Annotated in this window: 16 protein-coding genes; 6 read left to right on the forward strand and 10 right to left on the reverse strand. The window is 57.0% G+C overall.

Going from position 1 to position 18830, the window contains the following annotated elements; all coding sequences use genetic code 11:
- Window positions 1–33: 33 nt before the first annotated feature.
- From L1P08_RS03865 to L1P08_RS03880, 4 genes are all read right to left on the reverse strand, one after another.
- Entirely contained in the window at window positions 34–1242 is a 1209-nt protein-coding gene (locus L1P08_RS03865; protein ID WP_303618689.1) for an alpha/beta hydrolase family protein, read from the reverse strand.
- 87 nt (window positions 1243–1329) lie between these two features.
- Complete coding sequence (locus tag L1P08_RS03870; protein ID WP_303618690.1) at window positions 1330–2340, reverse strand: asparaginase; 1011 nt, start codon at window positions 2338–2340, stop codon at window positions 1330–1332.
- Window positions 2340–3869 carry an aldehyde dehydrogenase gene (locus tag L1P08_RS03875; protein WP_303618691.1) on the reverse strand — a complete coding sequence of 510 codons (1530 nt, stop codon included), beginning with the start codon at window positions 3867–3869 and terminating at the stop codon, window positions 2340–2342. Before L1P08_RS03875 ends, L1P08_RS03870 begins: the two co-directional genes overlap by 1 nt.
- A gap of 7 nt (window positions 3870–3876) precedes the next feature.
- Window positions 3877–4773, reverse strand: a complete 897-nt coding sequence (locus L1P08_RS03880; RefSeq protein WP_303618692.1) for a polysaccharide deacetylase family protein — start codon at window positions 4771–4773, stop codon at window positions 3877–3879.
- 116 nt (window positions 4774–4889) lie between these two features.
- On the opposite strand from L1P08_RS03880, the gene L1P08_RS03885 reads away from it, so the two are divergent.
- Complete coding sequence (locus L1P08_RS03885) at window positions 4890–5930, forward strand: amidohydrolase family protein (RefSeq protein ID WP_303618693.1); 1041 nt, start codon at window positions 4890–4892, stop codon at window positions 5928–5930.
- 18 nt (window positions 5931–5948) lie between these two features.
- Here the strand turns inward: L1P08_RS03885 and L1P08_RS03890 are convergent, their stop codons facing one another.
- The 5 genes from L1P08_RS03890 to L1P08_RS03910 form a co-directional block, all read right to left on the reverse strand.
- Window positions 5949–6647 carry a GntR family transcriptional regulator gene (locus tag L1P08_RS03890; RefSeq protein WP_303618694.1) on the reverse strand — a complete coding sequence of 233 codons (699 nt, stop codon included), beginning with the start codon at window positions 6645–6647 and terminating at the stop codon, window positions 5949–5951.
- Between the two features lie 315 nt (window positions 6648–6962).
- Window positions 6963–7988, reverse strand: coding sequence for an L-glyceraldehyde 3-phosphate reductase (gene mgrA, locus L1P08_RS03895; RefSeq protein ID WP_303618695.1), 1026 nt, complete (start codon window positions 7986–7988; stop codon window positions 6963–6965).
- 112 nt (window positions 7989–8100) lie between these two features.
- Window positions 8101–9690, reverse strand: a complete 1590-nt coding sequence (locus L1P08_RS03900) for a hydantoinase B/oxoprolinase family protein (protein ID WP_303618696.1) — start codon at window positions 9688–9690, stop codon at window positions 8101–8103.
- Complete coding sequence (locus L1P08_RS03905; protein WP_303618697.1) at window positions 9687–11738, reverse strand: hydantoinase/oxoprolinase family protein; 2052 nt, start codon at window positions 11736–11738, stop codon at window positions 9687–9689. Before L1P08_RS03905 ends, L1P08_RS03900 begins: the two co-directional genes overlap by 4 nt.
- A gap of 3 nt (window positions 11739–11741) precedes the next feature.
- Complete coding sequence (locus tag L1P08_RS03910; protein WP_303618698.1) at window positions 11742–13154, reverse strand: NAD(P)/FAD-dependent oxidoreductase; 1413 nt, start codon at window positions 13152–13154, stop codon at window positions 11742–11744.
- A gap of 277 nt (window positions 13155–13431) precedes the next feature.
- Between L1P08_RS03910 and L1P08_RS03915 the strand changes: the two genes are divergently transcribed.
- The 4 genes from L1P08_RS03915 (at window position 13432) to L1P08_RS03930 (ending at window position 17269) form a co-directional block, all read left to right on the forward strand.
- Window positions 13432–14445 carry a TRAP transporter substrate-binding protein gene (locus L1P08_RS03915; protein ID WP_303618699.1) on the forward strand — a complete coding sequence of 338 codons (1014 nt, stop codon included), beginning with the start codon at window positions 13432–13434 and terminating at the stop codon, window positions 14443–14445.
- A gap of 30 nt (window positions 14446–14475) precedes the next feature.
- Window positions 14476–15039, forward strand: a complete 564-nt coding sequence (locus tag L1P08_RS03920; RefSeq protein ID WP_303618700.1) for a TRAP transporter small permease — start codon at window positions 14476–14478, stop codon at window positions 15037–15039.
- A gap of 20 nt (window positions 15040–15059) precedes the next feature.
- A complete protein-coding gene (locus tag L1P08_RS03925) occupies window positions 15060–16364 on the forward strand; it encodes a TRAP transporter large permease (RefSeq protein WP_303618701.1) in 1305 nt (434 codons plus the stop codon).
- A 101-nt stretch (window positions 16365–16465) separates the two neighbouring features.
- Window positions 16466–17269, forward strand: a complete 804-nt coding sequence (locus tag L1P08_RS03930; protein ID WP_303618702.1) for a DeoR/GlpR family DNA-binding transcription regulator — start codon at window positions 16466–16468, stop codon at window positions 17267–17269.
- A 91-nt stretch (window positions 17270–17360) separates the two neighbouring features.
- On the opposite strand, the gene L1P08_RS03935 is transcribed toward L1P08_RS03930, so the two are convergent.
- Entirely contained in the window at window positions 17361–18080 is a 720-nt protein-coding gene (locus tag L1P08_RS03935) for an SDR family oxidoreductase (RefSeq protein WP_303618703.1), read from the reverse strand.
- Between the two features lie 133 nt (window positions 18081–18213).
- Between L1P08_RS03935 and L1P08_RS03940 the strand changes: the two genes are divergently transcribed.
- Window positions 18214–18804, forward strand: a complete 591-nt coding sequence (locus L1P08_RS03940; RefSeq protein ID WP_303618704.1) for a TetR/AcrR family transcriptional regulator — start codon at window positions 18214–18216, stop codon at window positions 18802–18804.
- Window positions 18805–18830 lie beyond the last annotated feature (26 nt).

Consider the following 18830-nt stretch of genomic DNA (forward strand, 5'->3'; position numbering starts at 1 on the left):
AACCGGGGTCTTTTGTTCATTTTTCGCAAGAGATCAGGCAGGCCTCAGAGCGGCCTGGTCGATGCCGAGTTTTTCAGCGAGCCAGTCATTGACCAGCTCCTGGCCTATTGTGGGATTATCGTGCTGACAGTGTTCGGCGCCTGTCTCTTCCTCACCCACCAGTCGCAGGGTGACGTCGACACCATTGGCCTTGGCGTAATCGTAGACCTTCTGAGCCTGATCGACGCCGAGAACGTCGTAACCACCATGCACAATAAGATAGGGGCACTTGATCTTGTCGATCACGCCATCAAGCTTGAAGGCTTCGCCCTTTTCGAGGGCTTCGGCCATATCCTTGGCGCCGAATACCCAAGTGATGTGCCCCGCAAGACCATGGCTGTCGTCAGCGTCACCCCAGAGTTCATTGACCGACCAGATTGCACCGTGAGACACGGCAGCGGCCAGACGATGCTCATATGAGGCTGCGCGGGCGGCGTAATAGCCACCAAGGCTTGAGCCACTCATTGCAATGCGTGCGGGATCGATGTCGGGACGCGTTTCGAGATAATCGATGCATTTGCCGACGGGCACTTCATAGTCATGCCGGTTGGTGATCTTGTGGCGGCGGATTGTGCCGCCCTGCCCCGGTCCATCCACCATGAGCACAGACATGCCGCGCTGAATGGCACCGTGGGCGACCATGAACCACATCTCGTCCTTGAACGAATCAAGGCCGCCAAAACACATCAGCACCGGCTGGCGCTCTTCTGTGTTGTAGGGAGAGCGCAGAAAATAGGCGTAGAGCGACTTGCCGTCGAGATATGGAATTTCCACCGATTCCATGGGGGGATCGAAATAGCCACCCCACTTTTTCGAGCAATATTCGAGCTTGTCAAAGACCGCCAGACGGCGGGGATCGGTGCCTTCGAGCCAGAACTCGGCCTCGCGGTAATAATCAACGGCGCGCAACCAGCAATTGCGGGCGGTCACGATATGGCCTTTGGCTTCTTCCTCGTCACCACGGATGCGGTTGCGGTCGCCTACAGCGTCCCACTCGCGGTACCAGCTCTCCGGGTCGGAGGGATCGATGCGCTCACCAAGCTGGAAGACTTCAGAAATGGCACCGCCGCCTTCCTGGGTTTCGCCGAGAGCACGACGAAACTGATACGACATCCAGGGATAATCCGGCCATTGATGCCATCCGTATGGCTTGTAATGACCTTCCTTGCGATCACTGACCTGGTTGATGAGTTTTTCTTCCATGAGGTCCTCAGTTTGTTTCGGGGCGTTCTTGGAAGGCTATCGTTGTTTTTCCGTAAATTCAACTAAGTTGAATGATATTCAACTTCATTAATTTTGATGACTATACCCCGAACCATCAACGCCAGCGAACAGGTCGCCCAATTGTTGCGGCGACAAGCCTGCGGCAAGCGCCAATTGCAGCAAAAGTCGGGATTTTCCCGGCCCCAGATCCCGGCTGGGGATCACCCCTTTTCCAATCAGATCAATCTCAGAACCGGTGAAACCGTAGGTGTTTTCAAACACGGGGCCATTTGCCACGCGTGTCGCCAAAACCACCGGCATTTTTGTCAGCAACTTGCTGATTTTGTCAGAAAGTGGCTCAGGTACGTGCCCGGCCCCGAGCCCAACAATCACCGCAGCACTGACATCCATTTCAGCCACCGCATCGACCATCCGGCCTTCGTCGCCAAATCCGATGGCCACAAGCGCAACCTCCGGCAATTCGGCTTCGGGCGCTGGCAAGGCAAAGCGGCCGCGCGCAGGCTTCAGCGGCAAATGAACATTGCCTTCACTGACACGACCGATGGACCCGTAAGGCGCTGAGGTGAATGCGTTTGTGAGACCGGTATCCGTCTTGCGCACCAGCCGGGCACAATGAATCTCATCTGCAAAAACAACGACTGCACCCAATCCCAGACCAGCTTCCGAGGCGGCATAGGTGGCGGCGGCCAGGATATTTGCCGGGCCATCAGCACCTGCTGCATCCGGCCCGCGCATTGCACCGGTGACCACAACCGGCCGATCTGTGCGCACGAGGCAGTCCAACAGGAAGGCCGTTTCCTCAATCGTGTCAGTTCCCTGCACGATGACGAAGCCATCAAATCCTTTTGCTGCGCCATCCTCGATCAAACGGGCGACTTCAGCAATTTGGGCGATTGTCAGCGATGCGCCGGGAATGCGAAATGGCGACGTCGCCTCGATTGCGCATACCTGGTCAAGACCAGGAACCGCTCTGATCAGGTCTTCGCCCGAGAGTTTGGGGGTAATGCCCGAACCGGCATTTCCCTGCATCGAAATGGTGCCCCCAAGGGCGATTAAGAGTACCGAGCGCTTTGTCATCAGCTGTACCGCTTCTGCTTGCCATCATCGGCAAACCAATCGAATGGTTCCTCGGCCGTGTTCACCACAATTGACTGCATCCGGGTGTATCCCTCGTAGCAAACAATTCCGTTTTCCTTGCCGAGGCCGCTGTCCTTGAAGCCACCCCAGGGTGAAGAGGGGTCGATGCGGTGATGATCGTTGATCCAGACAATCCCCGCTTCAATGCCTTCTGCGACACGTTTTGCCTTGGCGATATTCGGGGACCAGACGCTGGCCGCCAGCCCGAATGCCGTACCATTGGCCAGGGACACGGCTTCAGCTTCATCCTTGAACTTCATCACGCACACGACAGGTCCGAAGATTTCTTCCTGCGCGATGCGCATGTCATTGGTCACGTCAGCGAAAATCGTTGGCGCATAGAAATAGCCGCCTTCCCGCTCTGCATCGCCCAGACGCTCACCGCCGGTGACGAGCCGTGCGCCCTCGTCCTTGCCGATGGCGACATATTTTTCGACTGTCGCCAGTTGCTGAGTGGAGATGACGGGGCCCATTTGTGTCGCCTCATCAGTGGGTGCACCGACCCGGAGCGCATTGGTCCGTTCTGTCAAGCGCGCGAGAACCGCATCATGAATGGATTCGTGCACGAGCAGCCGCGCGCCCTGCACGCAGGTCTGCCCCGCCGCCACAAAGGATGCAAAAAGCGTTGCGGCGGCTGCCTGCTCGATATCGACATCTTCAAACACGACCACAGAGGCTTTGCCGCCCAGTTCGCCGGCGAAGGGAATAAGCCGCTTGCCGGCGATTGCAGCGACATGCCGCCCGGTTTCTGTTCCGCCGGTCAGGTCAATTTTTGCGATACCGGGGTGATTGGTCAGCGCCGCACCCGCGGTCGCCCCAAGTCCGGTGACAACGTTGTAAACACCATCAGGCAGCCCGGCCTCGGCCAAAACCTCGCCCAGCATAATGGGTGTTACCGGCGCCACCTCTGAGGGCTTGACCACAACGGCATTGCCGGCGGCAAGCGCTGGCGCCAGCTTTTTGGTCAGAATGAGCAAGGGATGATTCCAGGGGGTCACCAGAGCGACCACACCCAGCGGCAGACGGCGGCCATAATTGATATGGGCGCCCCCGAAAGGATGCACCTTGCTTTCATAGGTGCGCGCCACTGCCGCGAAATAGGAATACCATTCCGGTGTCCGCGCCAGCTGGGCGCGCATTTCGCGCACGGGCCTGCCGGTCTGGCGCACTTCAGCCGCTACAAATTCGGGCATACGCGCCTGCAACAAATCTGCAGCCTTGTTGAGAATAGTCGCGCGCTCCAGCGGCGACATTTTTCCCCAGACAGCAAAACCTTTTTGCGCAGCGGCGACGGCTGCGTCGACATCGTCGGCATCCGCGGCGGGCACCGTGCAAAATGCATTGCCGGTTGCGGGGTTGATGACATCGATTGTTTTGCCTGACAGGGCCGCCGTCTGGCGCCCACCGATAAGCATCGGCCAATCCGTGTTGTCAGAAGCCATCAATCCATCTTCTCGCTTCATAGTCATTCGTCTTTCATGCGTTTTCGTCGGTCGCGGCACGGTACCAATCCAGAATTTCTGAACCCGTCCACATCACCACATCGTCATGGGACAGGATGTGATCGTACAGTTTTTCCAGGTACCCGATGCGATGCGGCGCACCTGTCAGATAGGGATGTATCGAGATGGCCATAACACGGGGGATATCCGCCCCTTCAAGGTAAAGCCGGTCAAATTGGTCCCGGCCCCGACGGAAAATCTCGTCGGAGGGCTGCTGCTGAACGGCCGACATGACCACATCATTGATCTCGACGGTATACGGAATGGAGGTTACTCGCCGTCCGCGGGAATCCAGATCCACCGGCAGATCATCCATCACCCAGTCGCAGACATATTCGATACCAGCATCCGCCAGAAGATCGAGTGTCTCATCGGTTTCGGTCAGGCCGGGGCTTTCCCATCCGCGTGGCGGTTTGCCCGTCAACTTCTTAATGGCCGCGATCGTGTCGCGGATGGCCTTGTCCTGATCTTCAACCTTGTGCATCGGCCCTTGCAAGAAACCGTGGCCGATAAAGTCCCAATCGGCTTCCTTGGCGGCTTCGCAGGCGCGGGCATAAGTGGTGATTGCGGAGCCATTCACGGCAAAGCTCGCCTTGAGGTTGCGCGCCTGCAAAACATCCAGGAAACGCCAGAACCCCACGCGCATACCATATTCATGCCAGGACCAGTTCGGCACATCCGGCAAAAGCGGCTGCCCCATCGGCGGCGGCAGAACGGCGCGCGGCATGGCGCGTTCCGCGCTCCAATCCTCAACATTTACAATGGTCCACACAGCAACGCGCGCATTACCGGGCAGTTTGATCCTGGGACGATCGACAATAGGCAGATATGGCGTCCGCCCCCGAACCGACTGACCGACACCCTCACCCATAATCGCCTCCTTGTAACCGTTTGGCTTGAACTGATAATGCATCTAATATATTAGATATCACACCAAGTCAATTCGCGGTCGGGCTCCCGATTGCTCACTTTCTAATCGAGGAACAGATGACAACAGATACTTCGTCCGCCGCCCCTTGCGCCTGTGGCAACCATGCCGGACAACGGGCGATCGATATCCATGCCCATTTCTATCCAAAGGAATATCTGGATGCCGTTGCAGCGCATGGCGAGGCTGCTGGTGCCCATTTCGTCGACCTCAAGGGGACGCAGGCATTGAAGGTCGGGCCGTTGTTTACCGGCCCTATCGCGGACAGGTTCATCGATCTCGACATGCGACTGGAGGATATGCAGCAATCCGGCGTCAGCAGCCAGCTGCTCTCCCTGACCCAACCCATGGTCTATTGGGCGGACGAACGCCTGGCTGACCACCTCAGCGCGGTTTTCAACGACGCGCTGGCGGCAGCACATCAAAAGGCGCCTGAACAGCTTTTTGGCTTTGCAACACTTCCCATGCAGTTTCCCGACAGGGCGATTGCCGAGGCGAAGCGTGTGGCGCAGATCCCCGGGATCAAGGGTGTCTATCTTGGCACGGCCATCAACGACACCAATCTGTCGGATCGGTCGTTCTGGCCGGTCTACGCGGTTCTCGAAGAACTCGGTCTGCCCATCTTCCTGCATCCGCTGAAGGTCGTCGGCATGACGGATCGTTTGAGCGAATATTTTCTGGCAAATATTCTGGGCAACCCGTTCGACACGGCAATTGCCGCCGCGCACCTCATTTTTTCAGGCGTGCTTGATGCGTTCCCAAAACTGCAGATTGCCTTGCCGCATGGCGGTGGTGCCCTGCCCTTTTTGCTGGGCCGTATCTCGCATGGCTGGTCCGTTCGTCCGGAATGCGTGCATCTCGAGACTGATCCGCGCGCATATGCGTCGCGCTTTTACTACGACACCATCACCCATGACGAAAAAGCACTCGCCTACCTGATTGAGCAGGTTGGCGTGGACCGGGTTTTGCTGGGAAGTGACTATTGTTTCGACATGGGGCTTGAGCAGCCGCGCAAGGCCGTCGAAACGCTTGATGTGCTGAATGACGCGGAAAAATCCCAGATCCTGGGTCTCAACGCCAAGGAACTCTTAAAGATGTAACGCCCTGCCGGGGCCAGTTCACGCGTCGGATTTGGCCCCGCTACCCTCGATCGTCTGAATGAGAAGTTTTGCCGTCGAGTTGGAATGATCCTCAATCAGCTTTTCAGCCTGCAAACGGTCGCGCGCTTCCAGCGCCTCCAACAGCGCCCAGTGCTCTATCTGGGACTGCGCCCGTCCCCCCATCGAGAAATAAAGCCGCACATAGCGATCCACCTTGTCGCGAAATGTTGCGATTGAATCGAGCAGGCGCGGCCAGCCGGACGCCCCGTTGATAATGTCATGGAATTCGCGATTCGCCGCTGACCAATCGTTTTGGCCCGCTTCTTTGCCAACCATCTTGTCCATGGATTCCAGAATTTCGCGCAATCTTTCGAATGTGGGTTTCCGCAACATGTCGACGGCACGTCCGACGGCCAGTCGCTCCAGACTGCCGCGGATCGCAAACAGCTCACTAACCTCGTCAATATCCAGCTGCGCGACCTCAACGCCACGGTAAGGGTACACAACGACAAGCCCTTCGCTTTCCAGCTGTTTGAGGGCCTCGCGCACCGGCATCCGGCTGACGTTGAACCGTGCCGCGATTTCGTTCTGATCCAGCTTTTGGCCAGGCGCGAGACGTCCATCCACAATAGCGGCGCGCAAAAGCTTAAGCACAACATCCTTTCGGCTCATGTGCTGGGCCACGAAACTTTGTTCGGCTTCCGACAGATCAATCATAAATCGCTCACAACGCATACGCAGTAACTGATATATTAGATCACATTTCGGACAAAGTTTCCACGCTCATTTGTAGGGCACTGGTAACATTGCTAATTTTGCGGATCAGATAGGCTTCCCCAGCCACAGGCTGGCATCCATTCCATGGACAAGGGCGGAGGGAACTTGCGGAAATGACCTCCGATCAGGTCTGCCGGATTGGGTGATGAATTGTTGCGCGTGGCCCCGGCAGCGCCCTGTTGTAACCATCACGCAAAAGGCGGCGGCTGATCCGTGATCACCCGCCGCCTTTTGGATCATGTCAGCGCCAAACTTCTAGCTTGAGGAACCCGCCCACAAATTGATGTCTGCCTCAACGGCATAACGGTCGATTTCTGCGAGCTCAGTTGCAGTGAACGAGAGTTTTTCAAGCGCGCCGACACAATCGATGACCTGTTGGGGCTTTGACGCGCCGATCAGTGCTGAGTTGATGCCGCCATCTCTTAGAACCCAGGCAATGGCCATTTGCGCGAGTGTCTGCCCGCGGTTTTGCGCGATGAGGTTGAGCTGGCGAATATTCTCGAGTGCTTCGTCGGACAGGAAGCTTTTGCTCAACGTACCGTCCTGGCTGGCGCGGCTGTCTTTGGGGACGCCTTGCAGATATTTATCCGTCAGCATGCCCTGGGCTAAAGGCGTGAAGACGATCGAACCGATACCCAGCGCCTGCAACGTATCCTTGAGGCCGTCACGCTCTATCCAGCGGTTGAGCATGTTGTAGCTGGGCTGATGAATGAGGCAAGGCGTGCCGAGTTCCTTGAGGATTTTGGCGGCCTCGCGGGTGCGCTCGGAATTATACGAAGATATGCCCACGTAGAGAGCCTTGCCGGACCGCACGATCTGGTCCAGTGCACCCATGGTTTCTTCCAGCGGGGTGTTGGCGTCAAACCGGTGGGAATAAAAAATATCGACATAGTCGACGCCGAGGCGCTTGAGGCTCTGGTCACAAGAAGCCATCAGGTATTTGCGGCTGCCCCCGTCCCCGTAGGGACCGTCCCACATGTCCCAACCGGCCTTGGAAGATATGATCAGCTCGTCTCGATAACCGGCAAAATCTGTTCTCAGGATTTCGCCAAAAGCTTCTTCTGCGCTGCCTGCGGGCGGACCATAATTGTTCGCCAGATCAAAATGCGTGATGCCGAGGTCGAAGGCTGTCCGGCAAATCCCGGATTTGACTTCATGAGGGGTCGCGTGGCCAAAATTGTGCCAGAGGCCAAGTGAAATGGCGGGCAGTTTCAGTCCGCTATTGCCCACATGGTTGTAGGTCATTTTGGCGTAACGTTCGGCGCTGGGTTGATAAGACATGCGTCAGCTTTCCTTGAATTGTGGTCGCACCCGCGCGCCTCACCTCAAGGACAAGGGCACGCGTGCTGAATTGGGGATTTGGAGGGGATCAGCTCAAAGCGTTACGAGCCTGTTATGCTGAAATGCGCCCCTGTTGAACGTCCTGAGCTACCCGGTTCGGATCGCGATCTTGGCGCTTTCCATAACCGCCACCGCCCGGTGTTGCGATTTCAATGATCTGCCCTTCAACCAGATCGGTGATGCCGCTGAAATCGGTTCGGCCGTCACCGAAATCGAGTTTGCTGCCTTTGGCGAAACCGCCGCCTTCCAGCCCCCATGGGGCGGATGAAAGGCGCGAGGTATCAATGGATAGCTGGCAGGCACGCTCGACCCGGTAGACCCGGCGCACACCCATACCACCCCGGAATTCGCCTTCGCCGGCAGATCCATCCACCAGTTCATAACGCAGCAAGGTGAGCGGGAATTCACGCTCCAGGCCTTCGACCGGGAGGTTGGATGTATTGGTCATGTGCACCTGAATGCCGCTCAATCCATCTGCCGTTGGCCGCGCACCACCGCCGCCGCCGATGGTTTCAAGATAGACCCATATGTCGCCGTTCTCGCGCGTGCCGGAGAAGGTCGCCCCGGTGCAACAGCCATTGCCGGCTGCCGCAATCTTGCCGGGCCGCGCCTCGGCCATGGCGCCCAGAATAAGGTCTGCAACACGCTGGCTGGGCGCAATACGGCCATCCACTGCCGCGGGATGCTGACAGTTGAGAATGGACCCCTCTGGTGCGGTCACCGTCAGAGGCCGCGCCAACCCGGCATTGGGCAGAATGGTTGGGTCAATTGCGGATTTGACGGCGTAATAGCACGAGGCCAGAAGCGCGGTATAAACCATGTTCAGCCCTGCCCGAACCTGCGGTGGCGCGGCAAAATCCAGCGCCATTGAATCGCCCGTAATCGTGATGGCGACGCTCAGTTCCATGGCTTGTGTGAACTGATTGCTCTCAAAGGTATCGGTGAAACGATAAACGCCATCGGGGATCGCGGCGATCCCGGCCCGCATTTTCCGCTCTGCATAATTCTGCAAGGCATCGCCGGCCGCCAGAACGCGTTCGCTGCCATATTTCTCGCATAGCCCCTGCACGCGTTGCACGCCCAGCCGGTTCGCCGACATCTGTGCGCGCAGATCGGAGAGACGCTCGTGCGGCACCTGACAATTCAGCAGAAAGATGTCCTGAACGTCTGACTGCAGTTCGCCGGCGCGATAAAGCCGAACCGGCGGGATGCGAATGCCTTCCTGATAGATATGCGCATGCCCGCGGTCCGCAAAATCCGAATGGTGTGCGGTATTGATAGACCATGCAACGATCTGGCCGTCAAAATGGATCGGTTCAGCCAGCACGATATCGGGAAGATGCGTTGCGCCGCCAACATAGGCATCATTGCCGATAAACACGTCGCCGGGCCGGATATCACTCGTGTCATGACGGTCAAGGATGTGGGAGATAATCCCGATAAAGCTTCCCAGATGCATGGGAATATGCTCGGCCTGACACAGCATGTTGCCGCGATGATCGAACAGCGCGGTGGAGCAATCCCGGCGCTCTTTAATGTTGGTTGAATAGCTTGAGCGCACCAGGGCTTCGCCCATTTCTTCGACGATCGAGGTCATGGCGCTGCCGATGACTTCAACCGTAATTGGATCAAGATGCGTCATGCGCGATCCTCCAAAATCAGATTCAAATATGTATCCACCCGCGCATGCATGCCGGGCAGGACCAATGTTGTGGTGTCCATTTGCTCAACAATCGCCGGGCCCTGGAATTCATGCCCGAATTGCAGATCAGATCTTTGATAGATTGGGCAGGTCACCAGTCCGTTTGCTTCAGGCATCCAGACTTCTCGCGTATCCACCGGTTGTGGCGGCGATGACGCTTTGGTCTGTTGCGCCTGTATGCTGGCCTTCTTGACGACCCCGACAGCCTCGGTGCGCAAGGTGACAAGCTCGACAGCCTCGCCTTCCGGCGAAAATCCGTAGCGCTGTGCGTGTGCCGCTTCGAAACCTTCGCGCAGTTTAACCAGCGTATCCCCGGTGATTTCACCTTCCGGGACCGGTACCTGAAGCTCGTAATTCTGCCCGACATAGCGCAGATCGGCTGAGCGCAAGCAGCGACGGCTTTCAGGCGCGATCTGTTCCCGCGTGAACCAGTCCAGCGCCTGTTCTTCGATTTGCACAAACCGCTCGGACAATTGAGCCGGCGCGACTGTGGCAAGTCTGGTCAGGCAGCTTTGGGCAAAATCAGCCTTCAGGTCAGTCATCAGCAAGCCAACGGCGCACAAGGCACCTGGCATCAGCGGCACAATGACATTCTTGATGTCCAGCTCACGCGCCAGTCTCGCCGCGTGCAGCGGGCCGCCGCCGCCAAAGGCCATCAAGGCATAGTCGCGCGGATCGTGACCACGTTGCACCGAAATGACGCGAATGGCCTTGGCCATGTTGGCAGTGGCGACCGAGATAATGCCTTGTGCCGTTTCCAGCACTTCCAGCTTGAGCGGCTTTGCCAGATTGCCGATTGCGGTTTCGGCCTTGGGCTTATTGACCTTCATGCGGCCGCCCAGCATTTCGACCGGGTTCAGAATTTGCAGCACCACATTGGCGTCTGTGAGCGTGGGGCGTTCGCCGCCCAGATCGTAACAGACCGGCCCCGGATTTGCGCCCGCACTTTCCGGGCCAACCTTCAACAGCCCGCCATTATCGACATGGGCGATGGAGCCGCCGCCAGCACCAACCGTGTGAATATCGAGCATCGGGGCTTTAATCGGATAGCCATGCACTTCGGCTTCGCCGGTTTTCTTGCAGGTGCGGTTTTCCAGCAAGGCAACGTCCGACGACGTGCCGCCGACATCAAAGGTAATCACATTGTCAAAGCCTGCGAGCCCGGCAATTTCCTGGGCCGCGACAACCCCCGTGGACGGACCGGACAACAGGGTGCGCACGGGGAAACGCGCGGCGGTTTCAAAGCCGATCACACCACCATTCGACTGGGTCAGATGGGGCGATGTCTGCAGTCCGTCGGCAACCAGGCGTTGCTCCAGGCGCTGGATATATCGATCCATGACAGGGCCGAGAAAGGCATTAACGACCGTCGTCGACAAACGCTCATACTCGCGGAACTCGGGCGCGACCTCGCTTGAAAGCGAAACGAATACATCACCCAGTTCTTCGCGAATTTCAGCCATGACAGCTTGCTCATGCGCGTCGTTCATGAAGCTATAAAGGAAACAAACTGCCAGCGCCTTGATGTCCTGGCTGGCGAGATCCTTGAGCACAGCGCGCAGCTGTTCCAGATCAAGAGCCTGCTCGACACTCCCGTCGGCCCGCAAGCGCTCGCTGATATTGATCCGCAAATCGCGCGGCACCAGAATCTCGGGCTTTTCGGCAAACATGTCGTAAAGACTGGGGCGCTTTTGCCGGCCAATTTCCAACAGGTCGCGAAAGCCATCAGTCGTGATCAATGCGGTTTTTACGCCCCGCAATTCGATCAACGCGTTTGTGGCCACCGTCGTACCGTGGCCAAAAAATGAAATCGTTGAGAGATCCGCTCCAACGCGTTCCAGGCCTTGCTTGACCACTTCTGCAATTCCACGCGACGGATCGTCCGGGGTCGAGGGCGTTTTCCAGATTTCAATCCGCCCCGTTTCCTCTTCAAAGAGGCAAATGTCTGTAAATGTACCGCCAGAATCCACGCCAACACGCCAGGCCATACGTTATTTTCCTTCTGCTTGAGTGACAAAGCGCTGTGCGGTGCGTTTCCGTGTCGAACGGAAACGATCCAACCTGAAAGGTTGAGGGTCCACCGTGGTTTTGTCGCCTGATATAATTTCTGCCATGAGCTGGCCGACAGCGGGCCCTGCCCCGAATCCATGCCCCGAAAGACCTGAGGCAATGTATACGCCAGGCGCATAATCTACCCCATCGATGATGGGCACACCATCCGGAGACGCGTCAATCACCCCGCCCCAGCTATGGGTTATGCGTGCTCTTCTGAATGCCGGGAATGCGGCTTTCAGCCCGTTGAAAGCTGATTTCAGCATCCAGTCCGGCGGCGGCGGATTCAGTGTCCGCTTCTCCTCGAATTCGGTGCGCGCGTCATTGGACCACCGCCGGCGCTGCTTGAGTTCGGCGAAAAATTCCTGGCCGAACTTCAGCCGCAATTCGCGCCAGCTACTCATGAACACAGGCAGATAATCCGACAACAATCTGAAGCTGTCCGGGACGATGGGCGCGATGTTGATGTTGCGCGGCCCCAGCGTGTACCCGCCATCAAGACGTTTGCGAATGCCATAGGTCGCGCCACCGACGGGCAAATCCGGCCCGTCGACTTCACCCTCAATGCGCGCGGCTGTGGCCACGAGGTTGAGCTGCGGCAAATGAATGCCTGCATTACCAAGGAACAGCCGCGACCAGACACCACCGGCCACAACCACATTCGAACATTTGATCGGACCGTGCTCTGTCACAACGCCCGACACGGCGCCCCCGGTGCGCTCGATACCGCGCACGGCGCAATTGGTGACGATCACAGCACCGCGCTCTTGAGCCGCTTTCGCAAAAGCTGGCACCGCGAGGGCCGGTTCGGCACGACCATCTGAAGAGGTGTGCAAGCCGAATTTGTGGCCGGATGCTATACCGGGGAGCAGCGCTTCTATTTCAGCGCTGTTCAATATCTTGAGGGGCAACCCATGCTCCTGGCCGGTTTTTGCCCAGCTCTGCGCCTGCTCGATTTCCCAGTTTTTCTGGCAAACATAGGCGATGCCGGTTTCTCTGTAACCGGCCTCGATGCCAAATCGCGATTTCAGCGACCGCCAGAGGTTGAGACTTTGTATTGTAAGCGGCATTTCGAGCGGGTCGCGCCCCATCTGCCGTGTCCAGCCCCAGTTTCGTGAAGATTGCTCGGCCGCAACCTCGCCTTTCTCGCAAACACAAACACTTATGCCTTTCTCTGCGAGAAAGAGAGCTGTCGAAATACCCGCAATACCGCCCCCGACTATCACCACGTCAGCTTGCGCGGGAATCGATGGTGCACTGTCTACTCTTTCGAGCGACGGAACCGCTCCCCGTTTCACATGTTCGTGCATCAGCTCGCCTCTATCTATGGTGCGCAGGTCGTCATTGAGCACGCCGCTATCGCGTCATGCTCGTTTGTGCCGTTATATGGAAGTTTACAGCATCACTCAAGACGCAAATGCCGCAAAGTTCGCACAAACCAGCGCAATATGCACAGCTACAGCATATAATGAACATCTACTGTGGAGTTTATTGACAGTATGTGACTGTTTGTGCATGACTGCGTGACGTTGCAGGTTTGCGTGGAGTGGGAGCGCACTGCAATAACGCCCCAAAGCCATGGTTTTGGGGGCGATAGAACGATAGAATTCAATCAATGGGAGACCGAGCATGTCATTTAAATGGAATAAGAGCATCGTCAGCTCTGTCGTCGCACTGAGCGTTGCTTGTGCGTCGGGTGCAGCGATGGCCGAGCCTGTAAAATGGGACTTTTCGGATGAATACGATCTGTCCGGTTTCACCGGGCAAGCCGCAAGCCACTGCATTGCTGAAGTTGAAAAACGCGCAGGCGATGACATCGACATCACCTATCAGGGCAGCGGCGCGCTTGGTTTCAATTCCTCGGACCACTTTGATGCGGTACAGGATGGCAGCGTTCAGGCAGCCGTTACACTCCTGACCCAGCTCAGCGGGATCGAGCCGATCTTCAACCTCAGCTCTCTGCCTTTCCTCGCCAATTCGCCCGAACAGGCCTATTTGTTGTGGCAGGCTGCCCGTCCCGAATATGAAAAAGTATTTGAAGAAAACGGCATGAAACTGCTTTGGGCTGTTCCCAATGCCCCAAGCGGCATTCACGCGACACAGCCGATCACCTCGGTTGATGCGGTCAAGGGCCTGCGTATTCGCACCTATGACGTGAACGGAACCGAAACCCTGAAGCGCGCCGGTGCGGCGCCATTGCAAATCGCGTGGTCCGACCTTGTACCGCAGCTTTCCACGGGCGGTGTAAATGCCGTGCTCACCTCTGCTGATGGCGGCAAGCAACTCTCTATCTGGGACTACGTCAGCGATTTCACAGAGGTCAATTACGCCATGGGTATCTTTGTGGCACACGTCAATGCAGATGCATTCGATCGCTTGACACCCGCCGCGCAGGCCGCATTGACCGATACAATCGACGATTGTGACGCGTTCAACTGGGAGGTCATGCAAAAGGCCATGACAAGCCCGTATGAGACAATGCGCGAAAACGGCATGACCATCACAACTGATGATGAAGTGCCCCAGGAAGTGTTCGACCTTTTGAGCACTGCTGCAGGTGAAGTGCGTGACGAATGGCTTGAAAAGACCGGCGAGCGCGGTGCCGCTGTTCTCGAGGCTTTCGAAAAAGCACGCGCGCAGTAAGTCTGAACGCCAAAACGGGTGGGGTAGAGAATGACCGATAAAAACGAACAAGAAGATCAGTCTATCAAACGCCCCACCCCCAAATGGGTCAGCGTTCTGGAAACGGTTTCCTCCCGGCTCAACAAGATTGCGGCAGGTATTTCCGCAATCTTGTTGGTGCTCATGGTCGGGCTGATCCTGGTGGAGATCGTCCTCAGATTTTTCTCGCTGTCCACTTTCATGACTGACGTGCTTGTCGGGCACGGGGTTGCGGCCGTTACATTTCTGGCCGCCGCATGGGCACTCGAAGAAGGCAGCATGATCCGCATTTCCGCGGTCACGCAGGCATTGCACGGACGCGTTCGCTGGGCGACGGAAGCGTTCTGTATCGTCAGTGTCGAAATTCTCATTGTCTGGCTGATGTATTTCGAGTGGCGTAGCGTGGCCAAGCTTTGGGCGCGTGGCACCACCAGCGAGCATTATTTGCCAATCCCCCTCTGGATTCCTGCGGCAATCTTTCTTGTGGGGCTGGCCCTGCTCGGGTTGCAAATTCTGGTTCGTGGCGCGCGACTGATCAGCCACGGCTATGACGAAAATTCTCTGCTCAAACTCTAGTCAAACGGGAATAGAACGCCATGTCGCTCGTTGCAGCCTCAGTCGTAATTTTGTTGATGGTGGCCCTGTTTCTGGGTGCTGGGGTCTGGATTTTTGCCGGCCTGATCATGGTGGGGGTCGGCACCTTGTATATCGTGCTCGACTTCGATCTGATCCGCATCGGCACGATCGCCACCAAGGTAATTTCATCCAGTGCAGTTTCCTGGGAACTTGCCGCCATTCCGGTTTTCATCTGGATGGGCGACATCATTTTTCGCACCGACATTTCCCAAAGGCTGTTTCGGGGACTATCGCCGATCGTCTCGCGCATTCCCGGCGGCCTGCTGCACACCAATGTGATTGGCTGCACGATCTTTGCAGCGATCAGCGGCTCCAGCAATGCGACGACCGCGACTGTTGGCAAGATCACCATCCCGGAGCTTTTAAAGCGCGGCTATGACCTCAATCTGGCTTCCGGCTCGCTGGCGGGCGCGGGAACATTTGGTCTGCTCATTCCGCCCTCGATTGCCATGATCATTTATGGCGTTCTCGCCGAGGTCTCAATCGTCAAACTGTTTGCGGCCGGCCTCGTGCCCGGCTTGCTGATGGCGGTTTTGTATTCCGGCTACATCATCGTCGTGTCCCTGATCAAACCGGGGGTGGAACCGGACAATGTCGAGAAGGCAAGTTTTAAGGACATGCTGCGCGGCGTCTGGGACCTTGTACCGATACTGGTCCTGATGTTTTTGGTGCTCGGCTCAATCTACTCGGGCCTTGCCACACCATCTGAGGCCGCGGCCGTGGGTGTCGCCGTTGCGATCCTGATCACCGTGTTTACGGGGCAATTTTCCATCAAGATGATTGTGGATTCGCTGATGACCACGATCCGCATTTCGGCAATGATCTGCCTGTTGATCGCCGCTGCGTCCTTTCTGTCGGCCGCCTTTGCCTTCATGCACCTTCCCGTGCAGATCACCGAGGCGATTGCCGGCATGAACCTGTCGCCCATCGGCGTACTGGCCATTCTCGCCTTGCTCTACATCGTTTTGGGCATGTTCATCGACGGCACGTCAATGACCGTCATGACCGTACCCATTGCCGTGCCACTGATTATCCAGGCCGGCTTTGATCCGATCTGGTTCGGGGTATTCCTCGTCATCATGATCGAGCTGAGCGCTTTGACGCCGCCTGTGGGGCTGAACCTTTACATTTTGCAAGGCCTGACCGCTGTGGGGCTTGGCCGCACTGTGTGGGCTGCCCTGCCCTTTTTCTTGCTATTGTGCCTGGGCACCGTCTTGCTGGTGATCTTTCCGCAATTGGCACTTTGGCTGCCCGGCCTGCTATAGGAGCAGGCAACGCACAGCATCGGGTTGATATGCGTTTGTGCTTGGTATTATTGGATATTTTGCGCAAATAGATGTGTCGACACGCGCGCATGGAGGACGACATGGACGATTCGCAGGATAATAATTCTGAAGAGATGTTGCCGGCGGAACGCCGCCAGCGCCTGATCGACTGGTTTGATGTCAATTTTGCAGGGTCCAGCCAGGATCTGGCTGACCGGTTCAATATCTCGGTTTCAACCATCCGCCGCGATCTGGATTTGCTGGCCAAGGAAGGCTATCTCAGCCGCACCCACGGCGGTGCTGTGCGCATGCGCCAACAATCCACCTATGAACCCAGCACCGATCTGGCGCGCCGCACGGCGGTTGAAGAGAAGAACGCGATCGTTGCCGAGGCGCTGCGGCACATCAATGCGGATCAAAGTATTCTGATCGATACCGGCGCTATTTCACACCTGCTGGCAGATGCGATTGCCACGCGGACAGACCCGCTCACCGTCATCACCAATGATCTTTATGTTGCCCATGCCCTGACCTACAAGCCGCCGGTAAAGCTGGTTGTGCCGGGCGGCTCCAACCGGTTTGGGGCCTATAGTCTTCTGGGCGAACCCGGCATCAGCTTTTTGAACGATGTGAAATGCGACTTGTATTTCATGTCGGCGCAAGCGGTGGATTTTGAATGCGCCTCGGACACGGTTCTTGAACTGGTCGAATTGAAGCGCGCCATGATGCAGGCCGCGCAAAAGACCATCCTTCTGGCCGACAGTAGCCGTTTCAACGCACGTGCGCTCTACCGCATTACCGAGCTCAGCGAAGTCGACATGATCATCACTGATCACGGCCTGCCGACCAAAGACCGGGACAAGATCCTTGCGCATGGCGTTGAACTGGTTTGCGTTCAGGTGTGATGCGACGGCTTTGAATGCGTCACCAGAAACCATTCTGGTGACGCATTCAAATTCGGTGAACAAATGTAACCCGTCATTTTCGGCGCCAAGCCTACCAGGGTGTCTCCCCGTCCGGCTCGACAAACCGCCCGGAATGATCACCGCCCAAAGCATATTGAACGGGGAGCCGTGCGCCCTCTTCCGGCGTCATGACGCCATATCCGGTCAGGTCAGTCTTGACGAAGCCCGGACTCACGGAATTGACCATGATGCCGGTTTCGCGAAGTTCCTCACTCAACTGGATAGTCAACATATTCAGTGCGGCCTTGGAGGCGTTGTAGCCAATATATTGCTGTGCGTAATAGGTCGATGTCGGATCACCATTCAGGGTTAGTGACCCCATGGAGCTGGAGATATTGACGATTCTGGCGGCCGGCGCAGTGCGCAGCAGCGGCAGCATTGCCTGTGACACGGCCAGCGCACCGATGAAATTGATTTCCATAACCCGGCGCACCGCATCGATTGAGGCTGTGCTCGGCTTTGCATCCCCAAAGTCGAAAATGCCTGCATTATTGATCAGGATATCCAGTGTGCCATGCGCCGCCTTTATTTTTTCGGCAGCGGCAACGATACTTGCCTGATCATCCAGATCCAGGTGGACCGATTGCGTGTCGAGCCCCTCGCTCGCGAGTTGTTCAACCGCCGCCTGGCCTCTACCCGGATCACGGGCGCCAATAATGACCGCAACATCTGCTTGCGCTAGCTGGCGGGCGATCGCCAATCCAATTCCCTTGTTACCGCCGGTAACGAGCGCGATGCGTTTTCTTTCCATAAAGAACACCTTACTTTTCTGAACTTGCTGGCATATTATATGAAGGATTATTCAGTTTTAGGATTCGCATTTGCCGCGCGCGCGCCCCATCACGCTAAGTCCCCGAAAACGGCCCGTTCAAGCGCGCGCCATTGTGACTGTTGACGCTATTTTCGAGGCAAGTATTCAGCTTTTGCTGACAGGCGGCCTGCATCACCTGACAACGACACGGGTCGCCGCCCGGGCGGGTGTTTCTGTGGGGACGATGTACCAGTACTTTCCGAACAAGCAGGCGTTGATCCATGCGTTGAACCAGCGCTATCTCGATGTATTGGCGGACAAGGTCGAGAAAACCTGCAACGCGCATCACAACAGACCGGTCGGGCAGATGGTGGAAGCGCTGATTGACACCTATTGGCGCGCCAAGACCGAGCGGGCCGACGTCACGCGGGCGCTCTACCGCTCGGTGGCGGAAATGGATAATACGGATATGGTCGCGGTCTTTGCCCAACGCGTCGACCGCGCAACCACTGCCATGCTCGCCAGCGCCCGTGACGCGCGTTTTGACGATCTGGAGAGCATCAACCTCACCTTGATCACTGTCATCTTCGGCACGGTGCGCAACGCGTTTGAACGCAATCTCTCCGATGCCGAGGCCAGCAAACTGCAAGTTCAACTGAACATAATGTGCCACGCCTACCTGCAAGGGGTCGCCACCCTCCACGGTCTGCCGCCGACTGAGTAGATGACACGACGCTACCGCACCATGCG

This window comes from Mariluticola halotolerans (genome assembly GCF_021611515.1).
GTDB classification, from domain to species: Bacteria; Pseudomonadota; Alphaproteobacteria; order Rhizobiales; family Devosiaceae; genus Mariluticola; species Mariluticola halotolerans.

Bases quoted from the DNA above. Each gene is read 5' to 3' on its own strand.
- L1P08_RS03865 (WP_303618689.1), bottom strand. From the start codon at position 1,242: ATGGAAGAAAAACTCATCAACCAGGTCAGTGATCGCAAGGAAGGTCAT.
- L1P08_RS03870 (WP_303618690.1), bottom strand. From the start codon at position 2,340: ATGACAAAGCGCTCGGTACTCTTAATCGCCCTTGGGGGCACCATTTCG.
- L1P08_RS03875 (WP_303618691.1), bottom strand. From the start codon at position 3,869: ATGACTATGAAGCGAGAAGATGGATTGATGGCTTCTGACAACACGGAT.
- L1P08_RS03880 (WP_303618692.1), bottom strand. From the start codon at position 4,773: ATGGGTGAGGGTGTCGGTCAGTCGGTTCGGGGGCGGACGCCATATCTG.
- L1P08_RS03885 (WP_303618693.1), top strand. From the start codon at position 4,890: ATGACAACAGATACTTCGTCCGCCGCCCCTTGCGCCTGTGGCAACCAT.
- L1P08_RS03890 (WP_303618694.1), bottom strand. From the start codon at position 6,647: ATGATTGATCTGTCGGAAGCCGAACAAAGTTTCGTGGCCCAGCACATG.
- mgrA (WP_303618695.1), bottom strand. From the start codon at position 7,988: ATGTCTTATCAACCCAGCGCCGAACGTTACGCCAAAATGACCTACAAC.
- L1P08_RS03900 (WP_303618696.1), bottom strand. From the start codon at position 9,690: ATGACGCATCTTGATCCAATTACGGTTGAAGTCATCGGCAGCGCCATG.
- L1P08_RS03905 (WP_303618697.1), bottom strand. From the start codon at position 11,738: ATGGCCTGGCGTGTTGGCGTGGATTCTGGCGGTACATTTACAGACATT.
- L1P08_RS03915 (WP_303618699.1), top strand. From the start codon at position 13,432: ATGTCATTTAAATGGAATAAGAGCATCGTCAGCTCTGTCGTCGCACTG.
- L1P08_RS03920 (WP_303618700.1), top strand. From the start codon at position 14,476: ATGACCGATAAAAACGAACAAGAAGATCAGTCTATCAAACGCCCCACC.
- L1P08_RS03925 (WP_303618701.1), top strand. From the start codon at position 15,060: ATGTCGCTCGTTGCAGCCTCAGTCGTAATTTTGTTGATGGTGGCCCTG.
- L1P08_RS03930 (WP_303618702.1), top strand. From the start codon at position 16,466: ATGGACGATTCGCAGGATAATAATTCTGAAGAGATGTTGCCGGCGGAA.
- L1P08_RS03935 (WP_303618703.1), bottom strand. From the start codon at position 18,080: ATGGAAAGAAAACGCATCGCGCTCGTTACCGGCGGTAACAAGGGAATT.